This is a genomic window from Lysinibacillus sp. KCTC 33748, from assembly GCF_002237755.1.
Classification (GTDB): domain Bacteria; phylum Bacillota; class Bacilli; order Bacillales_A; family Planococcaceae; genus Lysinibacillus.
Genome location: NZ_MWSJ01000001.1, coordinates 461,776 through 481,663 on the forward strand (window position 1 = coordinate 461,776; position 19,888 = coordinate 481,663).

Here is a 19,888-nt window from a genome sequence, read left to right on the forward strand (position 1 = left end):
CCGTATTGGGCTTTAGTCAAATAATTTTTAGCTGGACGGCCATCATCCCGGTCATTGTCCTTCTATATTATTTCTTTCGAAAAAAATATACCGATCAAACCGTATCCTCCACACTTTTTTGGTCAGAAATTATGCAAGAAACACGTGTATCACCATACTTAAAACATCTTCAAAAAAATGCACTGCTTTATTTACAACTGCTAGCACTTCTTTTACTTGTACTGGCATTAATGAATCCTTACGTTAAAAAGTCAACAATTGTTGGCGCGCAGACAATTTTCATTGTAGACACGTCTGCAACAATGTTAGCGGGGAAAGGGCAGTCAACATTTGACACACAGAAAAAAGAAATGCTGTCATTGGTTAAGGAGCTTGATGGAAGACCCATGACACTCATTACAACAGGTAATACGCCAAAAGCTCTATTACAGCAAGAAACAAATACAAAAGATATTGAAAAAGCTATTCAAGAACTACAGGTAACCTATGAAACAGCTCAAATGAATAAAGCTCTTGATGTGGCACAGGCTTTTGTCAGTAATACACCAACATCTATTTATGTCTTTACAGATTCGCTCGATAAAAAGCAATTACCGATGGAAAAAGATACGGTGAAGTGGATTATAAAAGGAGCTGCGAAGGATTTAACAAATATCGCAATTACCCGTTTTGCTGCTACTACAGATGGTCAATCTGCAGTGTCGCTTGTACAGTTACAAAATGATACGGACCAAGAACAACATGTGACTCTTTCGATAGAAAATGTTAAAGGTAAGGAGTTAGTTTCAGAAAGTATCTTATTGCCTCCAAAAGAAGCTGTAACAAAAACATTTAAAGACTTACCGTTAGAAGATACTATGACGGCCAGCATAGATGCTAAGGACGATTACGCAGTTGATAATTCACAAACTGTATTGTTACAAACAGCGACTTCAAAAGTAGTTGTTGATCAAAGTATGCATCAACTTATTCAAAAAGGTTTTCAAACGATTAATAGTAGCGTAAAAATTGTTCCATCTTCACAAGTAGCCGACAATAAGGATGCCACTATTGTGACAAATCAGACGGCGCTTCTCGAAAAGATAGACAAGCCAATTGTATTATTTGGACGGGATGACGTAGAGAAGGTTGAAGCTACTGGGGAAATAGGGACAACAAGTCATGCATTGTTTGCATTTAGTGAACTAAAAGACATTTATGTCAGTGCTATATATCCTGGGTTCGATGGCTATAAAACAATTGCATCGATTGGAGAACAGCCATTTATCCAGCGTTCACCAGAAGGAGATATTGTTGTATTAGCGGATATTGCTGATACAGATTGGCCGCTACATCCTTCATTCCCATTATTTTTATGGAGTGCTGAACAGCAGCTTTCAGAATCGATTGGTTCGCTCGGTATTTTTACACCAAATGAACAACGAGCAGTTGCTTTAGCGCAAGGTGATTGGAGTGTATATTCGCAAGATGATGAGTTCTTATCGTCCGTTACGAATGGATTATTAACAGCTCCAATGAAGCCGGGAATTTATACAGCGCGCTCAAATGATGAAGAAAAGCGCTTTATTGTACAGCTTCAAACGCAGGAGCGTGTGATTGAAAAAGGAACAAGCTATACGCTTGGAGAGCTTCAGGACAATGGGAAGAAGGAAATATCGAAAACCTCGTTCATACCTTGGCTGATTCTTATAATCTTAGTATTACTTGTTGTAGAGTGGGAGGTGCAACGACGTCGTGGATTTACGAATTGATATGCCATTAACATTGTTGCTTTTACTTCCGTTACTCGTGTATTTTGGATGGACCTATTGGCGTGAGCGTCAGCGACTTAAAAAAAGTCATATCGTCGTTCTAGGTATCCGTATAGTAGCAATATGCTGCTTAGTTTTTGCACTAGCTGGTCCCTATATTTTATTGCCCGTAAAAGAAGAACAAGTATTATTTTTAGTTGACCGTTCTGCTTCAATGAATGGTACAGATGATGAGATGGTCAATTTTATAGCGGAAAGTTTACAGTCGAAAAAAGATGAACAACTTGCCGGAATTTATTCGTTTTCATCGACATTACAAACGGAAGCTATGTTATCGAACTCTTTAAAGGAAGTACCGAAGTTTACAACTATAAAAGCAACAGATCAAACAAATATCGAACAGAGTCTACAGCTCGCTTCAGGTATTGTAGATCCGAAAAAAGCAACGAGGCTTGTGCTCTTAACGGATGGCAATGAAACAAAAGGAGATGCCTTAGAATTTGCATCAAAGTTTAAAGGATCGAATAGTAGTGTTGATGTAGTGACATTTAACAAACCTGTTGCTAAGGATGTATCTCTGAAAAGCTTTGTAACACCACAAGTTGCTTATGCAGGTGAACAGCAGCAGCTAGTCACTGAAATAAATGCAACTGTAGCAGAACGAGGTGAGCTCTTATTATACGAAAATGATCAGCTCATCCATCGTGAGACAGTGGAGCTTGCAGAAGGTTCAAATATTTTTACGTATAAACATACAGCAACGGCTGAAGGGCTTGTAAAATATGAAGCACTCGTGCAGGTCGATCAAGATGCGATTTTAGAAAATAATAAATTAACGAGCGTCACGGTGGTGCAAAGTGAACCACATTTACTAATTGTTAATGGCTATGAAACACCATCACCAATCGCAGCAGCACTTGGCAATCAACCCATTTCCTATGATGTGGTAGATGCTAAAAGTTTACCAAATGAGCTTTCTAGTTATTTACAATACAATGCAATCATTTTTGATAATGTGCCAGGCCATTTAGTAGGCGAGGCAAAAATGACTGTCATTGAGCAAGCGGTGAAAAATTTTGGTGTCGGTTTTACAATGGTCGGTGGCGAAAATAGCTTTGGCTTAGGCGGTTATTTTAAAACACCAATTGAAACTTTACTACCTGTTGAAATGGAGATTAAAGGTAAGGAACAATTACCATCATTAGGGCTGGCAATCGTACTTGACCGTTCTGGAAGTATGTCTGGAGCAAAGCTAGAGCTTGCTAAGGAGGCTGCCGCTCGTTCCGTTGAAATGCTACGAGATGAGGATACGCTTGGGTTTATTGCCTTTGATGACCGACCTTGGGAAATTATTGAGACTGGGCCAGTTGGCAATAAGGAAGAAGCTGTAGATACGATTTTATCTGTAACGCCAGGCGGGGGTACTGAAATATATGGTTCACTTGCTAAAGCCTATGAAAATCTAGCAAATTTAAAGCTGCAGCGTAAGCATATTATTTTATTAACAGATGGACAGTCACAGTCGGGTAACTATGAAGACCTAATTGCACAAGGAAAAGAAAATGGCACGACACTATCAACAGTTGCAATTGGTCAAGATGCAGATGCTAACTTACTTGAAGCACTCAGTGAGATGGGGAGTGGGCGTTTTTACGATGTTGTTGATGAGCAGGCGATTCCCTCTATTTTATCTCGTGAAACTGCTATGATTTCACGCACATATATTGAAGATAACCCATTTTACCCAACGATATTTAATGCATCTGGCTGGAATACGCTATTTACAAATGGGGTACCTAAAATGAATGCTTATATAGGTACGACAGCAAAGCAGGGGGCCACTGTTATCGCAGAAAGTGAGAAGGAAGATCCCGTACTTGCAGAATGGCAATATGGCCTTGGCAAAACTTATGCCTTTACGTCTGATTCGACAGGAAAATGGACGGGAGACTGGGCAAGATGGCAAAATTGGGGTGCATTTTGGCAAACGCTTATTTCAAAAATGCTACCAAGTTATAACGATGTTGCCTACGATGTACGTTTAGAATCAGACGGCTCATTTGTCATTACTGACCCAACAAATGAAGCGGCATTTTTAGATATTGTTGCTGTCAATGAAGCGGGTGAAGAACTTGAAACACAGCTTGAGGCAATTTCAGCATCACAAGTTCGAGCAGTCGTACAAGCAGAACCAGGACTCATCTTCTTCCGTATTGCCGATGAAGAACAAGCTATTTACCAGGCTGGCTTAAGTGTACCTTATAGTGCTGAATATGAATTACGTCCGGTGAACGATAAGCTAGTCAAAGAACTAACAAAGCAAACAGGCGGCTCTGTTTTGAAAGAACCGAGCGAAGTATTCCGTGAATTTACTAAAAAAGGAGCGGAACGCCAAAATATCGCGACATGGCTTTTATTAGCAGGGATGCTACTATTCTTCATTGATATTACTATTCGACGCTTTGGTTGGGACTTCCTAACAAGACCGAAGAAAAAAGAACAGCGTATAGAGGAAAAACCTATACAGGCAGAGGACACAAATGTTGCCCAGCTATTAAAGGGCATGAAAAAACGACATTAACAAAGAAAACGATGGTGCATCGCTTTACAGCAATGAGCCATCGTTTTTTTGTCGTTTGACATATGCTGTCAGGGATTATCGCCCAACATTTGAATTTTATCGATAAACTTTAGCGATTTAGCACCCAACTTATAATTTTTATCGACATCCACTAACCGCTGATTTATCTTGTAAACAAAGTGTATAAATGTAATAATAGATTATAGTAATAAAATATTACTATCATTACAAAGTACTATCGACTTGGAGGTTCAAAAATGACCAATATAATGAATTCATTTGGTTTTCTAAGTTTTAAATTAGCGGAGGCTTTAGAGGAAAATCTCGAGCAATATATTAGCGAAAAATTTCACATGAAATCTAGAGAAGTCGGGATCATGATGGCTGTAAAAGACCAAAAACTTAGCCAAATTCAAATAGGGCAGATTTTAAAGTTAGATAAAAATAGTGTCCGCTTTTTTATCGATGGTCTAGAAGAAAGAAAGTATGTTTATAGAGAAAAAAATCCAGAAAATAGAAGGGAAAATTTAATATGCCTTACCGAACAGGGTGAAAATTTGGCAGAAAAATTAATGAAGACCCTTACGATTTCTGAGAATGAAGTTTTAAACGTACTCTCATGGGAAGAAAAAGAGCAATTAAAAAACATTATGAAAAAAGTATATGAAAATCGTTCATAGGGATTAAAACCTTATAAATAAAAAAGGAAAGGGTGATTGAGATATGAAGGCAGTAGAGGTTATGAAGGAGTATTTAAGAAGAGCGCAAGTAGAGGGGCACGACTTATCTGACATGTATGCAAATCATGGGGAATTGAAAAATTTTAAAGGTCAAACTTTTAAAGGAAAAAAAGAAATACAGAACTTTTACATGTCATCTATGCCGACAGGCTTTAAATTAACGATCCACAATATTGAAGGCGATGATATAGAAGCTAGAGCTATCATTTCGACTACTTGGGATGGTTTGCCAAACCCAGTGATTTTTGAAGAAAAGTTGATTCTTGAAAATGAAAAAATTAAATCATTTACAATGATCCCGAAATAAAAGGAGAAGGAAGCTATGTCAGTATATCCTAATAAAAATCCTCTTCCTACGCCTGAAAGAGACACGAAATACTGGATTGGCGTAGTATCTCTTAATCATGTACAAAAAGGGGTTAAGGGAGGGTTCGGCCAGTTATGTCATGGCAAAGAAAGACCTTTGAAACGAATGCAAAAAGGAGATTGGATCATTTATTATTCTCCTAAAAAAAGTCTAGATGGTAATGAACCTGTAAGAGCATTTACCGCAATTGGAAGGATAAAGGACGACCGAATATACGAGTTACAAATGGCGGAAAATTTTATTCCTTTCCGAAGAGATATAGACTTTTATAAAGATGCAAAAGCTGTACCAATAAAAAGAGTCTTAGATTTTTTAGAATTTGTAGAAGATAAATCGAAATATGGCTATAAATTCAGATTTGGTCATTTTGAAATAAGCAAAAAGGACTTTTTATTAATTGCTCATGAAATGGGATTACCGTTGAAGTATGGGTGAATTTGGTTGGACAAAAAACGTTACTTTCTTAATTCCCCTTAAGAAAATAACGTTTTTAAATTTGCCTAAATCTTTATTTAAGAAGAGTATTAAGGTTAGTTACAAATACTGTCTTGCGCAAATTGCTAGCAACGACAATGCCTAATACAGCACCAATAGTACTTGAAGTTAAAAAGGCTGGCATGAAAAATAAAGCAGCTACAGAAGTCCCCATTAATAAATGTGCGTAGGGCACTGCAATGAGTGAGGCAATAATACCTGTCCCAAACATTTCACCGACACCTGCGAGCCATTGTTTGTCGCTGTATTTATAGGCAAGGGCGGCGCATAAAGCACCAATGACACTGCCAGGTATAGCTAATAATGAGCCTGTACCTGTTAAAATACGAATAATAGCTGTGATAAAGGCGATCATAACAGTAGGCACTGGTCCAAGAATAATCGCGCCAATAACATTAATGGCATGCTGTACAGGGTAGGCACGCGCAATTCCTGTCGGTATTGAAACGAAGGTAGAACCTGCTACGGCAATTGCTACTAATAAGGCCATGATTGTTAATTTTCGAATTGACATAATTTCCACTCCTATTTTGTATTTATTGAATTGCTAATAAACCAGAAAAAAGCCGCTCCCTATAAGCATTAGGAAGCGGCCTTGCATTTAAAATAGTAAAAAGCAAGTGTCGCCACTTCCCTCCGCTAGTGTGAACTAGATCAGGTTCAAAGGGTCCGTATATGACAATATACGTCTCAGCCTTTAAAAGACTCCCCTAGTGGTAATGATTTTAACTCTTAATTTTTCTAATAATAACGTAGTCAAGACAGCCTGTTTCCCTCGATATACAAGGAGTTTAACAGGAGGAATCAATCATAGTTACTAACATTTTAGCACACTCGAAAGAACAGAGCTAGAACTCCTACATACTCAATGGATGGTCTACAAGTGTCGTCGCTAAAGAAATAGGGAGGGATCCTTCAAGTGAAGAACTAAAGTTGAAGCGCGATCAATAATTTGTCGCCTTTTTATGTATTGAGTCTCTCCATTCCGTGTGCATGGTCAACAATATTTTTCAGCTTATTACACTCCACTATGCAGTCTTGTTGGAGGAAATGTGTAGGTATATAATGGAATATATACCGCGAAACTAACTAAAGGAAAACCAAAACCATGAATACCAAACAAACCAATACGAACCGTTTAAGACTCATGCCATTTCAAATGACGAGGGATATTTTAAAGGTGTGGAAGTATGCGTACCGTCCTTTTCTTTTATTTGAATTGATATACAAACTGCTAACGATAAGTGTATTTATCCCGTTGTTATCCATAATTTTCAACAAATTACTGGCTGTAGGGGGCTTCGAAGCAGCCGCCAATCATGACCTTCTGCGCTTCTTGTTCAGCAAATATGGCTTACTTAGTGTACTAGTAATGGTGCCAATTGCGATAATGCTCATTTACACAGAGTTCACGGTTCTCTTCTATATTGCGTACTACGGGATTCAGGAGAAGCGCCCACGAATCCGCCCTGTATTGTTCAAGGCAATCTCTAGCTTACCAGGCTTATGGCGCATCGGGGTTTTCGGACTTGCTCTCTATTTATTGCTTCTGTTCCCGCTACTTGATGCCAACATCGGCGGAACACTTTTACCTAATATGACAGTTCCAAACTTTATTACGGGCGAGCTGATGAAGACAACCTTCGGAACTATCGCTCTTGTTATCGTCGGACTGCTCATCTTGGCATTGAACTTAATCTGTATCTATGCTCTGCCGATTATGGTATTGGAAGGCAAGTATCGATTCTGGAACGCCGTTCGCGAGAGCAAGCGATTGTTCTGGCGTAGTAAGTGGTCATTAGTTAGAGCTGTGTTTGAATGGGTAGTAATCTTCCTGTTTCTGTTTATTCTACTTATCTGCTTAATCATCCTAATCGTGCTTCTCCTTCCTAGTGGGGATGGTGAGTCCAGATTAATGACTACCATTGGCGTCATGCTAAGCCTTGGTTTGTATATCGCAACACTAATTATGACTCCAATGTTCATTACCATCATCACCTTGCTCTATGTACGCTATCAAGGCCATGACCATGTGAACATTGATACCGATGGAGTCGATGCTACTGTCTGGAAAGGACGCGATATGCAGCGTTCGCTCATGCGACGTTATCGTTCAATGCTGACTACATTCGGACTGTTCATTCTTATTGTTATAGGCTGGGGAGCAACTGCCCTGTTGACTGATTGGGGAGAAACCAATGAAAAGTTCATCATTATGGCTCATCGGGGCGACACCACTTCAGGCATAGAGAATACAATCGGTGCCTTCGAAGGCGCCATTCGCACAGGTGCTGATTATATCGAGCTCGATATTCTGCAGACGAAAGATGGCAAGCTTGCGGTCATCCATGATGAGAATTTGAGACGATTGTCCGGCAAAAATGTGAATGTTTTTGATCTTTCCCTTGCCGAACTTCAACAAATTTCGCTGCGCGTAGGCAAGTTCCAAGACAATGTCCCATCTCTTGATGAGGTGTTGGAGCGTACGAAAGGTAAAATCAAGCTTAATGTGGAACTCAAAACACATGGACATGAAAAGAATTTTGTCTCTATCTTAGTGGATACGATTCGTAGACATAAGGCAGAACAACAGATTATTCTCCAGAGCTTAGACTATGAGCTCGTAAAGAAAGTGAAGAAGGCCGCACCAGATTTAACAGTCGGGTATGTCATATTCGCTACATTCGCTTCGCTTAATCAGTTCGACGCGGATTTCTTCGTTGTTGAAGAGTCTTTCGCCCGTCCACGATTGATTAGTTCAGCGAAAATAATTGGCAAGCCGATTTATGTTTGGACCGTGAATGATGTGAAGAGCGTTGAACACCTCTATACGTTAGGTGTGGATGGCATCATAACGGACATTGCCGTTGACGCAAAGGAGACCGTTCAAAAGTTACAGAAAGAATAGGGTCAGAAATGAAAATATCATCTGCTCTTTTTTGAATAAAGCATGAACACCCGGTATTTCGCACGAGGCGCTAAATACCGGGTGTTTTGTGTTATCTATAGTTGCACATTATGACTGTCAGTCTGCAACTTCTCAAGTTTTATGTTGGTAACTTCTTATGAATAATCTTTCTCTATACAGCAAGTGAATAAAATTTTCCTATTGTCCAACGAGTTATCTAATCGTTGCGGTCATGCTAGTAAAAATAGTCAATCACTTTTCAGACTATTTTGTATCAGGATGCATAAGGTGAGGGGCTTTTTTCATTGTCCAAATAAGGGCAAGGAAGAAGCATGCCATTAAAATAATAGCCCCGAAAATATAAGGACTGTTCATATTCCAATCGAATAAAATACCTGCTAAAGCTGGACCAATCATATTACCAAGACTCATATACGCATTGTTCAGACCAGCTGCAAAGCCCTGTTCATTTTCAGCAAGCTTGGAAATCAACGTGTTGACTGCTGGACGAATCAATGTCGTAGCTGTAGAGAAGATTGTCGCTACCACTAAAATAAGAGCAAAGCCAGATACGAATAGTATTAAGAATATTGACACGGATGCAATAAATAAATTGACTAACACTACTTTCATTTCGCCGAAGCGATTAAACAGTGGTGTAATCACAAACATTTGAACAACAACACCAAAAGCGCCTCCCACAACTAATATAATGGCGATATCAGTAGGTGTGTAATTAAACTTATCTGTCACAAATAATGATAATGTTGTTTGGAAGTTAGCAATCCCGAATGAGAATACTAGCATGATAATAAGCATGACAAAATAAGGCATTCGGACTGAACGCGCCATTTGCTTTGCAAGATTATCCTGCCTCTGCGCTTTTTGTGCTGTGTTTGGTTTTGCACCAGGCAATAAAAAGAACGATAAAATCGCTGCTAAAATAGCTGCACATCCAGCTGTATAAAATGGGAAATGCAAACTAACTTTTGAAAGGAATCCACCGATACCTGGACCAATCATAAAGCCAAAGGACATTGCTGCTCCTAGCATACCCATACCTTTTCCTCGTTCCTCATACGTTGTGACGTCTGCCACAAAAGCCATAATAGGAGGTGCCACAAATGCAGAACCAAGGCCACCTAAAAAGCGTGCCAAGAAGAGCATCCACACATCTGTAGAAAGCCCGAAACCAATTTGTGCAAGTCCTGTTACGATAAGACCGAAGATAATGAGATTTTTTCGACCGTATTGATCTGAAAGATTCCCAGCAATTGGAGAAAATACGAATTGTGCTAAGGCGAACGTTGCAATCAACATGCCAAGTACTTGTCCTGCAGCACCAAATAGTTTTAAATACTCAGGCATGACAGGAATAATAATTCCAATACTCCCCATTGCGATAAACATATTAAACATTAAAATAAACAAAGCCGCCTTATTAGACTTCTGCTGGGTCATCGAATACCCCTTTCTTTATTCAAATATATTACAGTCTACCACAAGGCTTGTACGTTTACTATTGACTATAAGTCTGAAATAAGAATTCAGATGACCTTCCGGCAAAACGAGGGGGTGATTTCCGTTCCGACTGGGCGCTTTGTTGTTGCTGTCGATTTGCTTTCGCACAGATAAAACATTTGCTGCCGCACAGAGCAGAGCTTCCTGGGGGCGTCCGATGAGCCGCTTCGCTACGCTGCAGAGTCTCATCTGTGACGCTAATCCCCAAGGAGTCGCCCAGTCTCCACTCCAATCAACGACTACAAAAGAATGTATCTTTTTTACATATCACTCTAATTTGTAGTAATAAGGCTATGTATCCTAGCCTCTTTTTTCGTTTAGCTAATGGAAGACTTCTATGGTGAAACTTGTGCAGTATTTGTTTTAATAATTAGAATCCCACACCTGACAGTAAGATTAAAAAAATATAACATCAAAAAAACGCAAGAAATCAACTTTTCTAAAATTGATTTCTTGCGCTTTTTAAGTTTATTAGCTTTGAGCTTATCGAATACTCATTTTAAATTCTAAAAACAGCTCATTGTATTTACCTAAATAATCAGGGCCTAAGTTTTTATAAACTTCTAATGTTTTACGTTGTTCTTCAGAAGGATAGAATCGCTTATCAGATACAACTTCCTTATCCATTAACTTCATCGCTGCAATATTAGGAGTAGAGTAGCCTACATAATCAGCGTTTTTAGCACCTGATTTAGCTTTTAGCATGAAATTAATGAAGGCATGTGCACCATCTATATTTTTTGACGTTTTTGGGATGACCATATTGTCAAACCATAAGTTTGAGCCTTCCGTCGGTACAGCAAAGTCTAAATCTTCATTTTCTGACAACATGTCAGCTGCTTGACCAGACCAAGTGAGTGCCACGCTCGCTTCATTATTAACCATCAGCGGTGTAATTTCATCCCCGATAATAGCTTTTACATTTGGCGCCATGGTGATTAGCTTATCAGTAGCTTCACGTAGCTCCTCGTTATTTAAAGAGTTTAGAGAGTAGCCAAGGCTGTTTAAGCCCATACCAATCACTTCACGTGCACCGTCTACTAAAAAGACTTTACGCTTTAATGAAGGATCCCATAAGTCCTCCCAAGATGAGAAGTCAAGGTTTCCAACGAGCTTTGGATTATAGACAACGCCGACTGTTCCCCAGAAATATGGAACAGAATATTTATTGTCGTCATCAAATGGTAAATCTAAAAAATAAGGATCGATATTTTTAAAATTAGGGATTTTCGTTTTATCTAAAGGAACAAGTAAGTTTTCTTCCTTCATTTTTTCAATCATATATTCAGAAGGTACTGCAATATCGTAAGCTGTACCACCTTGTTGAATTTTTGTCATCATTGCTTCATTTGAATCAAACGTCTCATAAATAACGTGAATCCCTGTTTCTTTTTTAAATTGTTTCAGCAAATCAGGGTCAATATATTCTCCCCAGTTAAAGATTGTTAACGTATCTTTACCACTTTTCCCACCACCCGCACTTAGGGCGTCAGCAGCATAGAATAAAAGGGCGGAAACAACAAGTATTGCGATTGTTGCTTGAATTAATTGCTTCATTGAGTTCCCCCCGTTCTTTTACTAGCGCGGCTTGTGATGAAGTAATAGCCGACTACGACTATAACCGTTACAAAGAATACTAAACCAGAAATAGCATTAACCGTTAAGGAAATACCGGCACGTGCCATCGAATAAATTTCAACAGATAATGTACTGAAACCGTTACCTGTTACGAAAAATGTTACCGCAAAGTCATCTAGAGAATACGTTAAGGCAAGGAAGAACCCCGCAAAAATACCAGGTTGAATATACGGTAAAATAACACGCATCATAACATCTTTTTTCGTTGCTCCTAAATCTAATGCAGCGTCGATTAATGATTTATTCATTTCTAATAGTTTCGGTAAAACCATCAGAACAACGATTGGAACACTGAACGCTACATGTGCTAATAACACAGAAGCAAAGCCTAATTTAATACCAATCATTGTGAATAAAATTAAAAAGCTTGCACCAATAATGACATCCGGGCTAACAATTAACACATTGTTTAAAGAAAGTAGTGTATTGCGCATTTTTGAATCTTTAACAGTAACAATACCAATAGCTCCTAGTGTTCCGATGATTGTAGAAATCAATGCAGAGAGTAAAGCCACGATGACTGTATTTATTAGAATGACGAGTAGACGTGAATCCTCAAAAACAGCTTTATAATGTTCTAACGTAAAGGACTCAAAACTATTCATCGTTCCACCACTATTGAACGAATAGAAAATTAAATAGAAGATAGGTGCATACAAAACGATAAAAACAATCGCTAAATATACTCTTGCTGAAGCAGATAGTTTTTTCATCGTACGCGACCTCCTTTATCCTTTTTCTGTCCCGTAATTAACATAATAATGACCATAAATAAAATTAAGAAAACAGCAATTGTTGAACCCATTCCCCAGTTTTGAGTGACAAGGAATTGTTGTTCAATAGCTGTACCAAGTGTAATAACACGGTTTCCTGCAATTAAACGAGTGATCATGAAGAGTGATAATGCAGGAATAAATACAACTTGAATACCGGATTTAACACCGTCCATTGTTAACGGCAAAATAACGCGACGGAACGTAGTAAAGGCCGATGCCCCTAAATCACGTGCGGCATAAACAAGAGCCGGATTTAAACGATCCAATGAGTTAAAAATCGGTAAAATCATAAATGGAATAAAAATATAAACGGATACGAACACAAAGCTAATGTCAGTAAATAGCATTTGCTTCGGATCAAAACCAAATACTTCGATAAATGCATTTAATGGACCGTATAAGCCGAAAATTCCAATAAAGGCATATGTTTTTAACAAAAGATTAATCCAAGAAGGAATAATTATTAGTAAAAGCCAAAGTTGTTTATGTTTCGTCTTCGTTAAAAAATAGGCTGTTGGATACGAAACAAGTAATGTAAAGAACGTAATTAAAAACGCATACCAGAATGAACTTAATGTCATTTTTAAATAGACAGAAGTAAAGAATGCTTTATAGTTATCGAGTGTGAAATTGCCATGTATATCTAGTAGGGAATAGTAAACAACGAGTGCAATCGGTGCGATAACGAAAAGTGCAATCCATAAAACATAAGGAAATAAGGCTGATTTTGAAGTCTTAGTTTGCATCTTCGTCGTCCCCATACGCCTCTAAACGTTTATCGAATTCTTCTTCTGTTTCATTTAAGCGCATTACATGAATTGCTTCTGGGTCAAAGTCTAAACCAATTTCTGTCCCTACCTCAGCTTTTTTCAATGAATGCACAAGCCATTCATTGCCATCTTTGTCGTACGTAGATAATTCATAATGTACCCCGCGGAACAATTGAGTATCGACTTTAACGACAAGTTTTCCTTTATCGATTGTTGTCATTTCTAGATCCTCTGGGCGAATGACAATATCAATTTTTTCGTTTGGCTTCATACCTTGGTCAACACATTCAAAAACTTTACTAGCAAATTCTACTTTGAAATCTTCAATCATTACGCCAGGAACAATATTTGATTCACCAATAAAATCAGCAACGAAGCGGTTAATTGGCTCATCATAAATATCTACTGGTGTACCAGATTGTTGAATTTCACCTTCGCTTAAAACAAAGATTTCATCACTCATGGCAAGTGCTTCTTCTTGATCGTGTGTGACAAATACAAATGTTTTCCCAAGTCGTTGTTGTAACTCACGTAACTCATACTGCATTTCTGTACGTAGCTTTAAATCTAACGCTGACAGAGGCTCATCAAGTAAAATTACTTCAGGATCGTTCACAATCGCACGAGCAATGGCCACACGTTGACGTTGACCACCAGACATTTCAGAAATTTCACGATTACCATAGCCTGCTAAGTTTACGAATTTTAATGCTTCTGTAACACGGTTTTTAATTTCACTTTCAGGAAGCTTTTTTATACGAAGCCCAAATGCGACGTTTTCAAAGACGTTTAAATGAGGAAATAATGCATAATCCTGAAAAACTGTATTTACTTGGCGTTCATTGGCTGGTACTGAGTTGATTTTTTTATCATGAAAATAGATATTTCCTGTTGTCGGTTCTGTGAATCCAGCGATCATACGTAAAATAGTTGTTTTACCACAACCGGACGGACCTAGTAGCGTATAGAATTTTCCCTTTTCTAGCTCCAGGTTAATGTTTTTTAAGACGACCGTGCCGTCATTATAAGACTTTGAAACGTTTTCAAAGCGGATAATCGAATTCGTTGTCATAGATGCGCCTCCTTAAGCTATAAATATGAATCCGTTGCGACAAGTAAAATTTTTGTTTCATCAGCATGTGCATTAAAAATTTGATGATGATCTGTCGCTTCAAAATAGAGAGCATTACCTTCACTCGCTATGTATTGTTCATCTCCTAAAACGAGACGAATACGCCCTTCGACAACATATATAAATGTTTCTGAAAGGGAGGGTTCAAACTGCTTAAATTCACCATCAGCAGCAAGTGTTAAGAAAATGGGTTCCATTTCTTTTTCATTTGATGTAGGAATCAACCACTGAATTTCATATTTTTTTTCTTCATCTGTATAAGTGGATTGATCTTCCTCTGTATATACAACCTTTTGTTCAGGTGCTCCATCATCGAAAAATTCCTTAGGTGTAGACCCTAAAACTTCTAATAGTGAAAATAATGTTTCAATGGAAGGTGAATTTAGATCACGTTCTAATTGTGAAATATACCCTTTACTTAAATCTGTACGTTCTCCAAGTTCCTCTTGGGTAAGACCTTTTTTTAAACGAAGCGCTTTGATTTTTGCTCCTATTTGCATCTTTTCCCTCCTAGAAGAAGTTTAGCAATCATAAACTTTTGAAATATGAAGTTTACTTTAACGAAACTTTTAGTTTACTAAAACCATTACAATTATACATAATAAAAAAGAATTTGCAATCGTTTTTAATGAAAAAAAAGTAGATGAAATTTTTAGAAATTATACATAAATGTTGTGTAGAAAAAAATTGTTTAAACTAGAATAAAATCGTTAAAAGTAGCTAATAAATAGGCTGTAGCAGCTATTCCATTTGGGGATTTGACGAAAATTTGTCAGATAATTAAATGTGTGCACTTTTGTGAAGTTTACTTGTTTGAAAAACTACGATTACTCTGCTATCGTAGAAGACGAGTTCGCTGGTGCGAATGGAATATATACACTACATATATAATCGGAGGGATTTATAATGGCAGAACGCATGGTAGGTAAACAAGCACCTGACTTTACAATGGAAGCGGTACTTGCAGATAAATCATTTGGCAAAGTATCTTTAGAAGACATTAAAGCACAAGACAAATGGACAGTACTTTTCTTCTATCCAATGGACTTCACTTTCGTATGTCCAACAGAAATCACAGCAATGAGTGATCGTTACGATGAGTTCGAAGACTTAGATGCAGAAGTAATCGGTGTTTCTACTGATACAATCCACACTCACTTAGCTTGGATTAACACTGACCGCACTAAAAATGGTCTTGGTGAGTTAAAATACCCATTAGCAGCAGATACAAATCACCAAGTTTCAAAAGAATATGGTGTATTAATTGAAGAAGAAGGTATCGCACTACGCGGCTTATACATCATCAACCCAGAAGGCGAATTAAAATACCAAACAGTATTCGATAACAACATCGGCCGTGATGTAGACGAAACTTTACGTGTTCTTCAAGCTTTACAAACTGGTGGTCTTTGCCCAGCAAACTGGCGTCCAGGTCAAGCAACTCTATAATTAACTTCTTTCAGTTACTGAAAGAAGTTAAAGCCTCCGGCGGATGTCACGGAATCGGAAAGGAATGCTTTGTGCAGCACAAAGCCGATTCCGGACGCAATTATGCCGAGGCATAATTGATTAAATAGAGGTTTGTCGGGCTTTGAACTAAATTCAAGGTCTGATAAAATTGATCCTTTAACAAATAAAGAGTCCCCACAGTAAGTTTGTGGGGATTTTTTTAAACTTGATATAGAAAAAGGAGAATGTTTTATGAAACTTCGTGAACAAATGCCTGAACTTGCAGGCGCAACGACTTGGTTAAATGGAGAAGTAACAAAAGCGGATTTAGTAGGCGAAAAACCAACGTTAATCCACTTCTGGTCAGTTAGTTGTCATTTATGTAAAGAGGCGATGCCGGATGTGAACAATTTCCGTGACCAATACAAAGATGAGTTAAACGTTATTGCCGTGCATATGCCACGTTCTGAGGAAGATACAAATTTAGAAACAATTAAATCGGTAGCGGCAGAGCATGACATTGTTCAACCAATCTTTGTGGATAGCGAGTTAAAGCTAACAGATGCATTTGAAAATCAATACGTACCTGCATATTTTGTGTTCGATAAAGACGGTCAGCTTCGTCACATGCAAGCTGGTGGTAGCGGTATGAAAATGCTAGAAAAACGTGTAAATCGTGTTTTAGATGAAATGCGTAACGCATAAAATAGCAGATTAAAAGGCGGGGATTTTTTTCCTCGTCTTTTTTATGCAAAAATATACGGTTAGTCACCACTAAGTTGTTACCTGAGCGGAAAAGGGAGAACTCAAACAAATCAAGAGGTGACCTGTGTGATTTTAAGTATATCTTTGCCGGGTTGCCAAAGATATACTTAATGTGCGCCCGGCATGCGCATGAACCATAGGGTGTAAGTCCCGAACCCCGAAGACAGAAGTAGAGGATACAAAAGAAACGTAGTTCCCTTAATTTAATTTTAGAGAAAGAAATGACCAATGATGAAAATGTAACAAAATTGAATCAGATTAAAAAGCCTAAATTTACTAGAGACAAATCCATTTTGATTAATCTTTAATATTAAAAAAATGATTTATCTTTCGTTTCGAACGAGAACTAGAGGTTAGTTTTTTGGTTACAGTTATAATATCAATGATGGACACTAATGGATCAAATTCATCGGATATTTACAGTGACTTGTGCTGGATTATTCATAAAAGTAAGGTGTGGTGTGTAATGAAGGAATCTCATAAAATTTACAATACGGCGGTAGAGGCAACTTTGGAGGTAATTGGAGGGAAGTGGAAACCTGTGATTCTCTTTCATCTGACATTTGGCAAGAAACGTAACAATGAGTTGAAAAGGTTGATACCTGCAATTACTCAAAAAATGTTATCGCAGCAGCTTCGAGAGCTTCAAGAGGAAGGCGTCATCTTACGCACTTCTTACAATCAGGTTCCACCAAAAGTCAAGTATGAGTTGACCGATTACGGTTGGAGTTTAAAGGAGATTCTTCATATGATGTGTAGGTGGGGGGATTCGCATCTAGAAAGAAAGTACGGGGGAAGAGCTACCGTTCTGGCAAATCCAGAGCTTGGAGACGAAAGTGACATATAGGGGCCATCGGTGATAGGTATAATTTCTCGCCTAATAATTTTAAACTCCGTAACCAATATTTCATTAGTTTTTTCCGCTTGGAAGTTACTATGTAAAAGAATTGATGCGATTCTTCCAACTTTCCCTTTTTAAGAACGATTATTTTTCATACGAATGAGATGTCGTTTTAAAAGAAGATGAACTGGAATATCTTACTGTACTGAAGGACAGGTTAGATGAATGAGTCTAGATTCTGAACAAAAAAAGTTGAAAATATCTAAATGAGGCTTTGAAATAAAGTACGATGATTATAAAAAGGATGAACTGAGCCCATTTGTATATGAATGGGTTTTATTTTTCGTAATGTATTTATTCAGAACGTCTCTTCAAGTGGAAGAACCATATTTTAATAAAGTGAACTCAAATCCTATAATGTATATTATAAATCAAATAAAATTGAAAGTAGGTGATTTATTAGTGAATAATAATTTGCTTCTAATAAAGAATTTTAGCAAGTTGACTGGCTTATCACGCAAAACTTTGTATCTGTATGATGAACATAGTATTTTGAATCCAGCGTTTGTTGATCCAAATAATGATTATCGATATTATCATAAGAATCAGTTACTAACTGCTAAACGAATAAATTTGTTAAAACAAGCAGGGTTTAGCTTAAATGAAATCAGTAAAATCATCCATAGAAAATTATCAGATGATGACATAAATAATTTGATAGAAGAAAAGCTTCAATTGGAAATGAATAAGATAAGAGATGCAAATCAAACAATAAATAATTTGAAAGCCCTGAGTCCCGCAATTATGATGTTAAATAATGAAGTCCAAAAAGAGTATTTGGAAGCATTATTCGTATATGAATATGAATTATTGCCAAATGAAAATATATGTGTCGCGCTGAATAACATCGAGGAATTAGTGAGCGAACTTAATGTTAAAAAGAATGAAAAAATCATCAAATATAAACTGATAGATAATAAAATTCACCCTATTCGTGTCGCTTTACAATTGGAAAATCACAAATTGAATCAATTGGGAATCACAAGTTATTTTGGCTTTCAAACGCAAAAGTTTTTTTATGAAATTGATCCATATCAAGAAGAGTCGGTATTAAAAATAAATGAGATCTTGAAAAATAACGAAATAGAATTATCCGAACCATTTATTTATGAACGTATATTAAACCCAGATGAGTATCTATATTCCTCCAAGCGCCTTTCGGAATTTATTTTTCCGTCTAAGTATTAAGTGATTGACCTTCCCCCTTAGGTTAACCCTTACACTCTCTTTAAAGGGAGGTAATATTACATGAAAAAAAATAATTACGCATTAGTAACAGGAGCTTCGAGAGGGATAGGGAAAGCAGTCGCGATCCAACTTGCAAATGATGGATTCAATTTACTATTACATTATAATCAAAACATTGAAAAGACTAATCAAGTCAAAGAAGAAATTGAATCACTTGGCAGACAAGCACATTTAATTCAAGGTGATTTCAATTCCAGTGAAGGAATTAAAGAGTTTGTCATGAAAATTAAAAAAATGATAATTCGTGATAATAATGTATCATTGCATACAATTGTTCACAATGCCGGACATGCTACATCAAATGGATTTGGAGATGTGGATTATGATGAGTTCGATCGGCTATTTAATGCAAATGTTAAAGCACCATATTTTATCACACAATCTTTAATCGGACATATCGAATCCAATGGTAGGATAATAAATCTATCATCAGGTGTGACACGTATCGCGTTTCCGCATATGATGGTATACAGTATGACAAAAGGTGCGATTAATACAATGACGTTTACACTAGCAAAGGAATTGGGTGAAAAAGGAATTACGGTTAATTCCATAATGCCTGGAATCATTGATACGGATTCAACTGCTAACTGGCTGCATACAGAAGAAGGTCAAGAAAATGCAAAGAATATGAGTGCTTTAAAAAGAGAGGGGCAACCAGAAGAAATTGCAAATGTTGTTTCATTTCTAGCGAGTGAAAAAGCCAGTTTTATTACTGGGCATAATATGGATGTGACTGGTGGAAGTCATCTGTAATTAGGTAAATGTTTTAACTAGAGACCGATTAGAATCATGAATTTTAAAGTGTAATAAGCATAATTAGATTTGATAATTAGCATTAAATAG

Annotated in this window: 18 protein-coding genes and 1 riboswitch; of the genes, 11 read left to right on the forward strand and 7 right to left on the reverse strand. The window is 37.4% G+C overall.

Features of this window, described 5'->3' with window-relative positions:
• The first annotated feature begins 5 nt into the window (after nt 1-5).
• The 5 genes from B1B04_RS02020 (at nt 6) to B1B04_RS02040 (ending at nt 5,874) form a co-directional block, all read left to right on the forward strand.
• Nucleotides 6-1,751: a vWA domain-containing protein gene (locus B1B04_RS02020; RefSeq protein ID WP_079559665.1), complete on the forward strand. Its 1,746-nt coding sequence runs from the start codon at nt 6-8 to the stop codon at nt 1,749-1,751.
• Entirely contained in the window at nt 1,735-4,332 is a 2,598-nt protein-coding gene (locus B1B04_RS02025) for a VWA domain-containing protein (RefSeq protein ID WP_079559666.1), read from the forward strand. Before B1B04_RS02020 ends, B1B04_RS02025 begins: the two co-directional genes overlap by 17 nt.
• Before the next feature lie 257 nt (nt 4,333-4,589).
• On the forward strand, nt 4,590-5,012 hold the full coding sequence (locus tag B1B04_RS02030; RefSeq protein WP_079559667.1) for a MarR family winged helix-turn-helix transcriptional regulator: 423 nt from the start codon (nt 4,590-4,592) through the stop codon (nt 5,010-5,012).
• Between the two features lie 43 nt (nt 5,013-5,055).
• Nucleotides 5,056-5,379 carry a ketosteroid isomerase family protein gene (locus B1B04_RS02035; protein ID WP_079559668.1) on the forward strand — a complete coding sequence of 108 codons (324 nt, stop codon included), beginning with the start codon at nt 5,056-5,058 and terminating at the stop codon, nt 5,377-5,379.
• A 15-nt stretch (nt 5,380-5,394) separates the two neighbouring features.
• Nucleotides 5,395-5,874: an EVE domain-containing protein gene (locus tag B1B04_RS02040; RefSeq protein WP_079559669.1), complete on the forward strand. Its 480-nt coding sequence runs from the start codon at nt 5,395-5,397 to the stop codon at nt 5,872-5,874.
• Nucleotides 5,875-5,947: 73 nt separating this feature from the next.
• Here the strand turns inward: B1B04_RS02040 and thiW are convergent, their stop codons facing one another.
• The gene (thiW, locus tag B1B04_RS02045; RefSeq protein WP_079559670.1) at nt 5,948-6,448 is read right to left on the reverse strand and encodes an energy coupling factor transporter S component ThiW; all 501 of its coding nucleotides are present in this window, start codon (nt 6,446-6,448) and stop codon (nt 5,948-5,950) included.
• 100 nt (nt 6,449-6,548) lie between these two features.
• Nucleotides 6,549-6,656, reverse strand: a riboswitch (TPP riboswitch).
• Nucleotides 6,657-7,042: 386 nt separating this feature from the next.
• Here thiW and B1B04_RS02050 point away from each other — a divergent pair.
• On the forward strand, nt 7,043-8,842 hold the full coding sequence (locus tag B1B04_RS02050; RefSeq protein WP_079559671.1) for a glycerophosphodiester phosphodiesterase: 1,800 nt from the start codon (nt 7,043-7,045) through the stop codon (nt 8,840-8,842).
• A 264-nt stretch (nt 8,843-9,106) separates the two neighbouring features.
• Here B1B04_RS02050 and B1B04_RS02055 read toward each other — a convergent pair whose 3' ends face one another.
• The 6 genes from B1B04_RS02055 to B1B04_RS02080 all read right to left on the reverse strand — a co-directional run bounded on the left by B1B04_RS02055 (nt 9,107) and on the right by B1B04_RS02080 (nt 15,179).
• A complete protein-coding gene (locus B1B04_RS02055; RefSeq protein ID WP_079559672.1) occupies nt 9,107-10,303 on the reverse strand; it encodes an MFS transporter in 1,197 nt (398 codons plus the stop codon).
• A gap of 543 nt (nt 10,304-10,846) precedes the next feature.
• A complete protein-coding gene (locus B1B04_RS02060; RefSeq protein WP_079559673.1) occupies nt 10,847-11,920 on the reverse strand; it encodes an ABC transporter substrate-binding protein in 1,074 nt (357 codons plus the stop codon).
• Entirely contained in the window at nt 11,917-12,714 is a 798-nt protein-coding gene (locus tag B1B04_RS02065; protein WP_079559674.1) for an ABC transporter permease, read from the reverse strand. Before B1B04_RS02065 ends, B1B04_RS02060 begins: the two co-directional genes overlap by 4 nt.
• Nucleotides 12,711-13,523, reverse strand: coding sequence for an ABC transporter permease (locus B1B04_RS02070; RefSeq protein WP_079559675.1), 813 nt, complete (start codon nt 13,521-13,523; stop codon nt 12,711-12,713). The genes B1B04_RS02065 and B1B04_RS02070 overlap by 4 nt, the downstream gene beginning before the upstream one ends.
• Nucleotides 13,513-14,619, reverse strand: a complete 1,107-nt coding sequence (locus tag B1B04_RS02075) for an ABC transporter ATP-binding protein (RefSeq protein ID WP_079559676.1) — start codon at nt 14,617-14,619, stop codon at nt 13,513-13,515. Before B1B04_RS02075 ends, B1B04_RS02070 begins: the two co-directional genes overlap by 11 nt.
• A gap of 17 nt (nt 14,620-14,636) precedes the next feature.
• Nucleotides 14,637-15,179 (reverse strand): helix-turn-helix domain-containing protein, encoded by a 543-nt coding sequence (locus B1B04_RS02080; RefSeq protein ID WP_079559677.1) that lies wholly within the window; start codon nt 15,177-15,179, stop codon nt 14,637-14,639.
• Between the two features lie 406 nt (nt 15,180-15,585).
• On the opposite strand from B1B04_RS02080, the gene B1B04_RS02085 reads away from it, so the two are divergent.
• From B1B04_RS02085 to B1B04_RS02105, 5 genes are all read left to right on the forward strand, one after another.
• The gene (locus tag B1B04_RS02085; protein WP_079559678.1) at nt 15,586-16,128 is read left to right on the forward strand and encodes a peroxiredoxin; all 543 of its coding nucleotides are present in this window, start codon (nt 15,586-15,588) and stop codon (nt 16,126-16,128) included.
• 252 nt (nt 16,129-16,380) lie between these two features.
• Nucleotides 16,381-16,833 carry a TlpA family protein disulfide reductase gene (locus B1B04_RS02090; RefSeq protein ID WP_049668264.1) on the forward strand — a complete coding sequence of 151 codons (453 nt, stop codon included), beginning with the start codon at nt 16,381-16,383 and terminating at the stop codon, nt 16,831-16,833.
• Between the two features lie 526 nt (nt 16,834-17,359).
• A complete protein-coding gene (locus B1B04_RS02095; protein ID WP_079559679.1) occupies nt 17,360-17,740 on the forward strand; it encodes a winged helix-turn-helix transcriptional regulator in 381 nt (126 codons plus the stop codon).
• 369 nt (nt 17,741-18,109) lie between these two features.
• Entirely contained in the window at nt 18,110-18,982 is an 873-nt protein-coding gene (locus B1B04_RS02100; protein ID WP_240518165.1) for a MerR family transcriptional regulator, read from the forward strand.
• A 60-nt stretch (nt 18,983-19,042) separates the two neighbouring features.
• The gene (locus B1B04_RS02105) at nt 19,043-19,798 is read left to right on the forward strand and encodes an SDR family NAD(P)-dependent oxidoreductase (RefSeq protein ID WP_079559681.1); all 756 of its coding nucleotides are present in this window, start codon (nt 19,043-19,045) and stop codon (nt 19,796-19,798) included.
• Nucleotides 19,799-19,888 lie beyond the last annotated feature (90 nt).